This is a genomic window from Streptomyces phaeofaciens (assembly GCF_014648915.1).
Classification (GTDB): domain Bacteria; phylum Actinomycetota; class Actinomycetes; order Streptomycetales; family Streptomycetaceae; genus Streptomyces; species Streptomyces phaeofaciens.
On sequence record NZ_BMSA01000015.1, the window covers coordinates 222,980 to 233,965 of the forward strand.

A 10,986-nucleotide genomic window follows, 5' to 3' on the forward strand; every position below is an offset into this window, starting at 1 on the left:
GCGGTGGCCCGGAAGCCGAGGAGACGTGGATGGCGCGGTGGCGGGGCGCCGGTTCGGGTACGCCCGACGGCATCGACCTGTGTCTGACGGCCCTGCACCAGCGCGGTGTCTCCGGGACGGTGGCCGTGGTGCACGTGTTCCGCGCGGCGAACCCCGAGTACCCGTGGTCCGACTCCCTGGTCAGGTCCATGCTGAACGGCGCCCGTGAGCCCAAGCCGGACTTCGTCCATCTGCTGGCCCGGCTCGCCGAGGTGCCGGTGACGCAGGTGTTCGCGCAACTGGGCTGGTTACCGCCCGAGGAGGCGTCCGCGCCGAACGTGCCGCAGCTGATGCGGCAGTTCCGTACCGGCATCACGGCGGCCGGCCGGCTAGCCGCGGACGTGGAGGAGCCCTGGTTCGACCGGGCGCCGGCGGCGGCCGCGGCGGCGGTCCTCGCCAGTGAGCACGGTGCCCGCCGGTTCACGGTGTCGCTGTCCGCGGTGGAGTCGGGCGGCCGCTATCCGGCGGCGCTCATGGACGTGGCCGAGTTCCGGCTGCGCGCCGGTGCCGAACCGCTGCCGCTGGACCGGGCCGTCGACCTCGCCGACGGCGGCCCGTTGCGCGAGGCGCTGGCCATGGCGCGGCGCGCGGAGGCGAGCGGGGATCCCGGCTACTGGGCGGTGCGGCTGGAGCTGACCGCGCTGACCCACCGGGCCCTGCGGCCCCGCGGCGAGTACAGCTGGCAGGGCCAGCCGGGCAGCCGGGTCTGGCTGGACGCCGGCGACGGCCACCGGCCGCGTCAGCTGCTGGTGCAGGACCGGATCGCGGGGCTGCGCCGGGAGCCGGTGCCGGCCGTGGCCGCGCGCTGGGCGGAGCGGGGCGTGGCGCCGATCGTGGTGATCGGCCACCGTCCGCTGGCCGGCGGGGCCGCCGCGCTGCTCGCGGAGGCGCTGGGGCTTCAGTACGTCCTGCCGCGCTCGGGCGAGGAGATCGTGGACGGGCTGTTCGTGCCGGTGCTGCGCACCCCGGTGCAGGGCCGGGTGGACGCGTGGCTGTCGATCGTCCGGCATCTGCGCAGCCGGGCGGCGGACGGGGACCCGTGGCCCGCGATCGTCCTGACGCGCCCCTATGTGTTCGCGGAGCAGGACGACGACGGGGAGTCGGTGCTGCGCGAACTGCGGCGGCTGCCGGCCCATGTGGTGTGTGTGCGGCCCGCCGTCGGGATGCTGCGCTGGTGGGCGGAGCGGCGCGCGGGCGCGGGTCCGGGCGACGGTTTCGACGCGGCGGCGTGGGTGGAGCGCGAGCTGGGTGTGTACGAGCGGATCGAGCGGGCGCTCGGTGAACGGCAGGCGCGGCGGACGACGCTGATCCGGGTGCCGGAGCCGGACGGCCCGTTGCCGGCGCTCGGCCGGGGCTGGCCGGACGCGGTCGCCGATCTCCAGCCGCGGCTGGCCTGGGCGGTGCTCGGCGCGCTGGACCGGACGGTCAACCGCGGGGGCCCGAAGCTCTCCGGACTGCTGCGGCCGGGGTTGCTGGCGGAGTGGGCGCCCACTCTCGCCGAGGACCCGGGGGTGTCCGCGCTGTCACCGCACTGAGCGGGGCGCGGCGGGCGGTCCGGACGGTGCCGGCGGTCCGGCAGGGGCCGAAGACCCGGGACGTGCCGGCGTTACGGCAGCGGCCGAAGGCCCGGGACGTGCCGGCGGTCCGGCAGCGGCCTTGAGCCCGGGATGGGCCGGCCGCTCAGACGATGTCGTCGGGCTCCTCCGGATCGGTGGCGCCGGCGGCGTACGCAGCGTCCATGGGCTTCCCCTCCCTTCGGTTCCCGGTGGTGCGTCGGTGACGGGGGCACGGCGCCGGATGGCCGCCCGGCGGTGGCTCCCCTCGGTGCCGGGCGGCGCGGCGGCCCCCGGAACGAGCAAGCCATGCGGGAACGGCGGGTGACAGCCTGTTGCCCAATGCCCGGACGAGCCCCGACAGTGGTCGGACAAAGCCGGACAGGCCACGACAGGGCCTGCCACCGGCACACATACCGGTGGGGGGACGGATGCCCGAGGGATCCAGCAGGCACCATCGACGTCATGAGGACTCCGGCCCGAGGGCGATCGCCTCGGTCACGGACTTCGCCCATCAGCTGACGCAGGTCCGCCTGCGGGCGGGGCTCACGGTCCGCGAGGTGGCACGGGCGGTGCGGGTCGCGCCGAGCACGGCCGGGGACTACTTCTCGGGCCGCCATCTGCCTCCGGTGCGGGCACCGCAGCTGCTCACCGCCATCCTCACGGTGTGCGGCATCGACGCCCCCGACGCGCTGGAGCAGTGGCACGAGGCGCTGGTGCGGGTGCGGATGGCGCCGGGGCGGCCGCCGGCCGGAGCGGTCGCCCCGTACCGGGGCCTGCGGGTCTTCGAGGAGGAGCACGCGGACTGGTTCTTCGGGCGGGAGGAGCTGACGGGCACGCTCACCGGTCGGTTACGGTCGCTCGCCGCCTCCGGCGGCGGGCTGCTCGCCGTGGTCGGGCCCTCGGGTTCCGGCAAGTCCTCGCTGCTGCGGGCCGGGCTGCTCCCGGCGGTGCGCGGCGGCGCGCTCGACCATCCCGCGGGGGCCCGGCCGCCCGTGGTGCTGATGACGCCGGGCCGCACTCCGGCGGACGAACTGGCCACCCGGCTGCGGGCGGTGGACTCCGCGCCGCCCCTGGTGGTGGTCGACCAGTTCGAGGGGCTGTTCACCATGTGCCCCGAGCCGGCCGCGCGGACCCGTTTCACCGACGCGCTGGGCCGGCTGCGGCCCGGTCTGGTGGTCATCGGGCTGCGGGCCGACTTCTACGCGCAGGCCCTGCGGTTCCCGCTGCTGGCCGAGGCCCTGGAGAACCACCAGCTGGTGGTCGGCCCGCTGACCCGCGACGAGATGCACCGGGCCATCACCGGTCCGGCCCGCAAGGCCGGCCTGGAGATCGAGAGTGGCCTGGTGGAGCTGCTGCTCAGGGACCTCGCCCCGCGCACCGTGCCCGGCGGCACCGACGGCGGCGGTCCCGCCCACGGTCCGGGCGCCCTGCCTCTGCTCTCCCACGCCCTGCACGCCACCTGGCAGCGGGCCCCCCGGGGCCGGCTCACCGTCGAGGCCTACCGGGACAGCGGCGGTATCCACGACGCCGTGGCGCACACCGCCGAGGCCGTGTTCGCCGAACTCTCCGACGTGCAGCGGGACGTCGCACGGCTGATCTTCCTGCGGCTGGTGCATGTCACCGACGACACCCTGGCCGCCCGGCGCCGGGTGCCGCTGGGCGAGCTGCTCGACCCGGCGGACGGGGAGCAGGCGGCGGAGCCGACGGCCGTGCTGGCCGCGTACGTCGAGCAGCGGCTGATCACCGCCGGGCAGGACGCGGTGGAGATCTCCCACGAGTCGCTGCTCACGGCGTGGCCGCGGCTCCAGGAGTGGATCGGCGCCGACCGGGACGGGCTGCGGATCCACCGCCGGCTGACCGAGGCGGCGCGCGGCTGGAAGGAGTCCGGGCGCGACCCGGGGCTGCTGCTGCGCGGCACGGCCCTCGCGCTGACCGGCGAGTGGGCGGCCGACGCGGCGCACCGGGACGCCGTCAACGCCGACGAGCGGGCCTTCGTCGAGGCGTCGTCGCGGCACGAGGAGCAGGAGCGGCGGGCGGCGCGGAACCGGACGCGCAGGCTGTACCAGCTGCTGAGCGCCGCGCTGGCCCTGCTGCTCGTGGCCTGCGGTCTGGCGCTGTACGCGCAGACCCAGCGGGACCGGGCGGACCGGGCCCGGACCGAGGCGGAGTCGCGGCAGCTGGCGGCCGAGGCGGGCCGGGTCGGGGCCCACGATCCGTCCGTCAGCGCCCAGTTGGCGCTGGGCGCGTACCGGACGGCCCGGACGCAGGAGGCGCGGGCGCGCCTGATGGACTCCTCGGCGGCGCCGTCGGCCACCCGGCTGACCGGGTTCACCGGGCTGGTGCAGTCGGTGGCGGTGGACAGCGGGCGCCGGCTGCTGGCGGCGGGTTCGTCGGACGGCACGGTGCGGCTGTGGAGCACCACCGACCGCACCCGGCCGCAGCGGCTGACCCGGCTGCGGGTGTCGAAGCGGCTGGCGGTGTTCGCGGTCGCGCTGAGCCCGGACGGGCACACGCTGGTGGTGGGCGGCGGCCTGGGGCTGCTGCACCGGTGGGACGTCTCGGACCCGCGGCGGCCGAGCCCGCTGCCCGATCTGCCGGGCAGCCCGGACGCCACCGTGTACGCGCTGGCGTTCGCCCCGGACGGCCGGGGTCTGGCCGTGGCGGGCGCGGACCGCACGGTACGGCTGTGGGCGGACGGGACGTCGGCGGGCGCCGGGGCGCCGGTGGTGTTCCGGGGCGGCGAGGGTTTCCAGCAGGCGGTGGCCTTCAGCCCGGACGGTTCGCTTGTCGCGGCGGCGAGCCAGGACGGCCGGGCCCGGCTGTGGCGCACGCGGGGTGCCGGCCGGGAGGTTGCGGTGGCCACGCTGGGCGGGTTCGAGGGGGCGGCGCTCGGGGTGGCGTTCAGCCCGGACGGCCGGCAGCTCGCGGTGTGCAGCCAGGACCGCACCACCCGGTTGTGGGACGTCTCGGACCCGGAGCGGCCGAAGTCCGCGGGTTCGCCCGGCGGGAAGGCGACGAGCTGGGTCAACGCGCTGGCCTACGGCCCGGACGGCGACGCGCTCGCGATCGGCGGGAGCGACGACGCGGTGCGGATGTGGGACCGGGGCGCCGGTCATGTGACGGCGACCCTGCCGCATCCGGGGGCGGTCACCTCCGTGCTCTGGTTCGACCGGCGGACCCTGGTGACCGGCTGCGCGGACGGCGTGCTGCGGCTGTGGTCCCTGCCCTCTCCGGTGCTGACGTCGGAGCAGGGGGTGAACGCCCTCGCGTACAGCCCCGACAGCCGGCTGCTGGCGGTGGGCACGCTGGAGCTCAGGCTGTGGGACCTGGTGCGGCACGAGCCGGTCGGCGAGCCGTGGAAGCCCGGGGACGACGCGTTCGTGCAGTCGGTGGCGTTCTCGCCGCGCGGCAGGGTGCTCGCGGTCGGCTACAGCGACGCGATGGTGCGGCTGATGTCCTACACGCCCACCGGTGAACTCACCCCGCTCGGGGGGCCGTTCCGGGTGGCGAAGAGCGGCACGGTGGAGTCGCTGGCCTTCAACCGGGCCGGCACGGTCCTGGCCTCGGGCGCCGACGACGCGACCGTACGGCTGTGGGACACCTCCCGGCCCGGCCGGGTCCGGGCGCTGGGGACGCTCGCGGGGGCCACGGACGCGGTGCTGTCGGTGTCCTTCAGCCCGGACGGGCGGCATGTGGCGGCCGGCAGCATCGACCGCGCCGTGCGGGTGTGGGCGGTGGACGGGACGGGGAAGCGGCCGCTGGTGACCCTGGACGGGCCGACCGGGTATGTGTGGTCGGTGGCGTTCAGCCCCGACGGGCGGCTGCTGGCGGCCGGCAGCGCGGACCGCACGGTGCGGATGTGGGACGTGGGCGACATGGGCCGTCCGGTGCGGGTGGGCCCGGAGCTGACGGGCTTCACCAGCTATGTGTACTCGGTCGCGTTCAGCCCGGACGGCGCCACGCTGGCGGCCGGCAGCACCGATTCCACGGTGTGGCTGTTCGACGTCACCGAGCCCCGCTCGCCCGATCTGCGGGCGGTGCTGACGGCCGCCTCCGGGCATGTGTACGCGGTCGCCTTCAGTCCGGACGGCTCGACGCTGGCGGCGGGCGGCGAGGACCACACCGTACGGCTGTGGACCACCGACACGGACGCGATCGCCCGTCGGCTGTGCGAGACCCGCGGGGATCCGCTCACGGCGTCGGAGTGGAGCCGGTTCCTGCCGTCGCTGACGGGTGCGCCGACCTGCGCGTGAGCCGTCAGTCCGGGGATCCGTCGGGGGCCTGGACCAGTCCCGCGATGTGCGCCGTCACCGTCTCCAGGATGTCCTTCCAGGCCGCCGCGTCCCCGAGCACCAGGTAGTTGAGGGTCAGCCCGTCCGTCATGGCGGCCAGATAGCGGGCGAGGACGGAGACGGGGATCCGCAGCCGGCGGTCCATGTCGTGGCAGAGCTGTTCGATCAGTTCGGCGTAGGCGTCGCCGTACAGCTCGTACTGGCGGCGGGCCAGGTGCTCGAACCCGGGCTGGCGCAGGGCGTACTGGGTGAGTTCGTAGGTGAGCATGTGCTCGTCGGGGTGGGCGCGGACGTGGTCCCAGTACGCCTGGAACGCGGCCGCGACGGTCTCCTCCAGGGTGGCCCTGGGGCGCAGGGCGCCCCGCACCACCGTCACCGAGTGGTCGGTGAGGGCGGTGATCACGGACTCGACGAGGGCCTGTTTGGAGTCGAAGCAGTAGTGGAAGACGCTCAGGGACACGCCGGCCTCGGCGGCGATGGACCGGGTCGTCGTCTTCGCGACGCCGTCCCGGGCCATCGCCCTGATCGCGGCCTCCGTCAGCTGCCGGCGTCGTTCGGCCGACGGCATGCGTGCCATGGGTGTCCTCGCTGCTCGTGCCGGTGGTCAGGCGCTGTGCACGCCCACCTCGTAGAGCGAGTATCCCCAGTCGGTGCCGCGGTCGAGCCCGTGGACGCGGACGTAGCGGGCCGGGGTACCGGTGAACCGGGCCGTGTCCAGGCCGCCGTCACCGGCCGTGGTGGACCAGACGGAGTGCCAGGTCGTGCCGTCGGTGGACAGCTCGATGCGGTAGGACTTCCCGTAGGCGCGCTCCCAGTCGAGCGTGACGCGCGAGACCAGGTTCGTGGCGCCGAGGTCGACCTGCCACCACTGGTCGTCGCTCCAGTCGCTCGCCCAGCGGGTGGAGTCGTCGCCGTCCGCGGCCCGCCCCGGCTGGTAGCTGGTGAAGGGGTTGGATTCGGACGAACTGGCGGTCGTGGTGCGGCCCTTGGCGAGGTTCACGCCCGCCTGGTGCTGCTCGGAGGCGCCCCAGGTGTCGAGGTAGGACTCGGCGCCCCGGAAGAGGTCGTCCACCACGTCCTGGCCGGCGACGAGCCGGATGTCCTCGATCCAGTCGGGGATCAGGCCGGAGTGCGCGGCGCCGTCGGTGTTGTAGTCCCAGGTGCGCTGACCGGTGGTCTGCCGGTCGATGGTGGAGCCTCCGTCGACGCTCTTGAAGGGGTACGTCACCGGGTTCGAGGTGTTCGCGCCGCGCGGGCCGGGGTGGTCGCCGACGCCGTTGAAGTCGGTGCCGAACCCGTAGCCGACGTGGTACTTGTCGCGGAGGGCCTCGGTGCGCGCGGCCTCGTTGCCGAAGGCCTCGGAGCCGTGCATGTACTGGGCGACGAAGCCGCCGAGGGAGTAGACGCGCTCGGTCCAGTCGAGGTCCATCCAGCTGTGCGAGGAGAGCACGCCGGGGTAGGAGGCGGCCTCGAAGATGTCGAGGACCCGGCCGGTGGCCTTGACGCTCATGTGGTCGATCTCGAGCATCATCTTGCGCTTCATCATGCCGCGTACGGCGTACTCGCCGAGGTCGGTGAGCCCACGGGTGTTGCACTGGGCGTTCGCGGCGTAGGTGGGGACCTCGGTGCCCGCGGGCAGGTCGGCCTCCGCCTCGGAGGCGGCGGTGCCGATGGGGTTGTCGGCCTGCGGGCCGGTGCACTTCTCGGTCTTCCAGAAGGTGCCGGTCGACAGGAACTGGCCGACGTTGATGGCCGTTCCGAGGCCGCCCGAGTCGAAGCGGACCCCGCACAGCGCGTTGTCGAACTTGTGGCACAGGAACATGCTGCGCACACCGAGGTCGTACAGCTCGTCGAGGCCCTTGTCGATGTCCTCCTGGCTGCACTGGGCGATGTCGAGGATCTGCTTGCAGCCGAACGGCTCGGAGGTCTCCACGCCCAGGATCACGGCGAGCTTGCCCTGCTGTACGACCGAGCGGGCCTGCGCGCTGTCGGTGACGATCCGGAACCAGCCCTTGCCGGTGCCGCCGTACTGCTTGTCGATGAACGCCTGGAGGTCGTAGGTCAGTTGGGCCTGGAGCCGGATCGAGGTCATCTCGTCGCAGCTGCGGTCCTTGAAGAAGTAGACCGAGCAGATCACGCCGTTGGTGACGAGGTCGTTGACGAGGACCCGCTGGCCGCCGCGCCAGGCGCGCTCCACCCAGGCGTAGTAGTTCGCCTGATGCGTCATCGAGTCGTAGGCGGGCCAGTCGGCGAAGGTGGGCCAGCCGACCGGGTCGTGCCTGCCGTCACCGCCGTGGGTGATGTAGTCGAAGATCGCGAGTGTGCCGTCGGGGTAGTGCTCGGGGCAGTCCTTGAGCGCGTCCGCGACTCCGGCCGTCGAGAACACCTTGCCGCAGATCAGCCGCCCGCCGAACGCCTCGTTGGAGAACAGGTGGTTGTGCGCGTCGACGAAACCCCGTACCTCGCCGGCGGCATTGGTCCCGGTGAACGGCTCCCCGGTGACGTTGATCTGGGAGTCGGGGGCGGGCCGGGCGGTCGGGTTCCACCACTGCGTGGCCGCCGCACTCGGGCTGGGGCCGAGGATCGTGGCCAGTACGAGGAGGAGCAACGAGACGACGGTGACGTCTCTGCGTCTGCGGTACGGACGTCCGGTCCTGGTCACAGCCCACGTCCCTCGGTCGGCGGGAGCGTGTGGTCGACGAGGGCGTACCGACCGCCCGTTGAGATTGTCATGACCCACGCAAGATGTGTGACGAGGATCGCGACTGGCGGATTGCGAGTCAAGAGTCCGGGACGCTTGACCTGATAAGTGCCGGCGGCACGGGAGGTCCACCGGGCGCGAGACCGGCCCCGGGGCCATTTTGAACGCGTTCAAATACGGAGTAGGCTCCCCTCGGGACGAGCAGGGGAGCCACTCGATGAAGATCGTCATACCCGGGGGGACCGGGCAGGTGGGCACGGTGCTGCGCCGTGCGCTGACCGCGGCGGGGCACGAGGTCGTGGTGCTGAGCAGACGGCCGTCGGGGCCCGGCGAGACCGGCTGGGACGGCCGGACCCTGGGTGCCTGGGCGGGGCAGGTCGACGGCAGTGACGTCGTGATCAACCTGGCGGGCCGCAGTGTCAGCTGCCGCTACACGCCCGCCAATCTCCAGGCCATGATGGACTCGCGGGTCGAGTCGGCTCGGGTCGTGGGCGAGGCGATCGCCGCCGCCGGACGGCCCCCGGCCCTCTGGCTCCAGATGAGCACCGCCACGATCTACGCCCACCGCTTCGACGCCCCCCACGACGAGGACACCGGCGTCCTCGGCGGCCGGGAGCCGGACGTCCCCGGCTACTGGAGCCGCAGCGTGGACATCGCCACCGCCTGGGAACGCGAGCTGGAGCGGGCCGCCACCCCGCACACCCGCAAGGTGGCCCTGCGCTCCGCCATGGTGATGAGCCCCGACCGGGGCGGGGTGTTCGACGTGCTGTCCCGGCTGGCCCGGCTGGGCCTCGGCGGTCCGGTCGCGGGCGGCGCGCAGTACGTGTCCTGGATCCACGACCACGACTTCGTGCGCGCCGTGGAGTTCCTGATCGCGCGCGAGGATCTCGCCGGCCCGGTGAACCTGGCCGCCCCCGCTCCCCTGCCGCAGCGCGCCTTCATGCGCGCGCTGCGCTCCGCGTGGGGCGTCCCGGTGGGCCTGCCCGCCACCCGGTGGATGGCCGAACTCGGCGCGTTCGCCCTGCGCTCGGACACCGAACTGCTGCTGAAGAGCCGCCGTGTCGTCCCCGGCCGGCTCCTCGCCGAGGGCTTCGCCTTCGACCACCCGCACTGGCCGCTCGCGGCCGCCGACCTCGCGCACCGCGCGCGGGGCCGCCGGGAGCCGAAGTGACCCGCGGGGGGGGCCACGGCGGAGGCCGCCGCGAGCCGACGTGACCCTCGGCGGAGGCCGCCGCGAACCGAAGTGACCCACGGCGGAGGCCGCCGCGAACCGAAGTGACCCACGGCGGAGGCCGCCGCGAACCGAAGTGACCCACGGCGGAGGCCGCGCGGACGCGCACACAGGGGGAGACGTCCGCGCGGCTGTCGGTGGGGCGCGTCAGCCGGTGGCGCGCACCGCGGCGCGGATCAGGTCCGCGACCTCCTTCGGCCGCGACACGGCGACGGCGTGCGAGGCGCCCTCCAGCTCGACGATCGTGGCACCGGCGCGCTTGGCGCCGAACCGCTCGACCTCGGGGTTGATCGCCTCGTCGGCGGCCGCGACCAGCGCCCAGGACGGCTTGGTCCGCCAGGCGGCCGCGGCGGCGGTCTCCTCGAACGCGGCGGCGGCCAGCGGGCGCTGGGCGGCGGCGAGCACCTTGGTGACGTCCGCGGGCACATCGGCGGCGAACACCGAGGGGAAGGCGTCCTCGGCGATGGTGACCTCGACGGCCGGGTCGCCGCCCGGCACCGGGTACGTCCACTCCTTGAGGCTGGCGACCAGCGGCGAGAGCGGGAAGCGGCCCTGGAGCTCGCCGAGGCTCTCGCCCTCCTCCAGGGCGTAGGCGGCGACGTAGACGAGGCCGACGACGTTCTCGGTGGTGCCCGCGACCGTGATCAGGGCGCCGCCGTAGGAATGGCCGACGAGGATCACGGGGCCGTCGATCTGGGCGGCCACGGAGGCGACGTACGCCGCGTCGGAGGCGAGACCGCGCAGCGGGTTGGGCGGGGCGATCACGGGGATGCCGTCACCCTGGAGTTCGGCGATGACACCGGACCAGCTGGCGGCGTCGGCGAAGGCACCGTGGACCAGGACGACGGTGGGTGTGGTGGTCATGAGTGTGCTGTCTCCCGGGGATCAGACGTGCAGGGCGTCGCGCAGGGTGCCGACGGCCAGGGTGATGGCGGCCTCGGCCGCGTACGTCGGGCGCAGGGCGTTGAGCATCACGAAGTCGTGGATGATGCCCTGGAAGCGCACCGCGGTGACCGGGACACCGGCCGCGCGGAGCTTGTTGGCGTAGGCCTCGCCCTCGTCGCGCAGGACGTCGGCCTCGCCGGTGATGACGAGCGCCGGAGGCAGACCGGTGAGCTGCTCGGTCGTCGCCCGCAGCGGCGACGCGGTGATCTGGGCCCGCTCCGC

At 74.2% G+C, this 10,986-nt stretch carries 7 protein-coding genes; 3 read left to right on the forward strand and 4 right to left on the reverse strand.

Annotated features, from left to right (window positions below):
- Positions 1–29: 29 nt before the first annotated feature.
- Positions 30–1,574, forward strand: coding sequence for a hypothetical protein (locus tag IE275_RS24995; protein WP_189713640.1), 1,545 nt, complete (start codon positions 30–32; stop codon positions 1,572–1,574).
- Between the two features lie 449 nt (positions 1,575–2,023).
- On the forward strand, positions 2,024–5,848 hold the full coding sequence (locus tag IE275_RS46845; protein ID WP_189713641.1) for an nSTAND1 domain-containing NTPase: 3,825 nt from the start codon (positions 2,024–2,026) through the stop codon (positions 5,846–5,848).
- 4 nt (positions 5,849–5,852) lie between these two features.
- Here the strand turns inward: IE275_RS46845 and IE275_RS25005 are convergent, their stop codons facing one another.
- Complete coding sequence (locus IE275_RS25005; protein ID WP_189713642.1) at positions 5,853–6,464, reverse strand: TetR/AcrR family transcriptional regulator; 612 nt, start codon at positions 6,462–6,464, stop codon at positions 5,853–5,855.
- A gap of 27 nt (positions 6,465–6,491) precedes the next feature.
- Positions 6,492–8,549, reverse strand: coding sequence for a discoidin domain-containing protein (locus IE275_RS25010; RefSeq protein WP_189713643.1), 2,058 nt, complete (start codon positions 8,547–8,549; stop codon positions 6,492–6,494).
- Between the two features lie 256 nt (positions 8,550–8,805).
- Here IE275_RS25010 and IE275_RS25015 point away from each other — a divergent pair, with 256 nt between their 5' ends.
- Positions 8,806–9,759, forward strand: coding sequence for a DUF1731 domain-containing protein (locus IE275_RS25015; protein WP_189713644.1), 954 nt, complete (start codon positions 8,806–8,808; stop codon positions 9,757–9,759).
- 207 nt (positions 9,760–9,966) lie between these two features.
- On the opposite strand, the gene IE275_RS25020 is transcribed toward IE275_RS25015, so the two are convergent.
- Both IE275_RS25020 and IE275_RS25025 read right to left on the reverse strand, forming a co-directional pair.
- Positions 9,967–10,683: an alpha/beta fold hydrolase gene (locus IE275_RS25020; protein WP_189713645.1), complete on the reverse strand. Its 717-nt coding sequence runs from the start codon at positions 10,681–10,683 to the stop codon at positions 9,967–9,969.
- Positions 10,684–10,704: 21 nt separating this feature from the next.
- Positions 10,705–10,986: alpha/beta hydrolase fold domain-containing protein (locus IE275_RS25025; RefSeq protein ID WP_189713646.1), on the reverse strand; the 282-nt coding region annotated here is incomplete at its 5' end.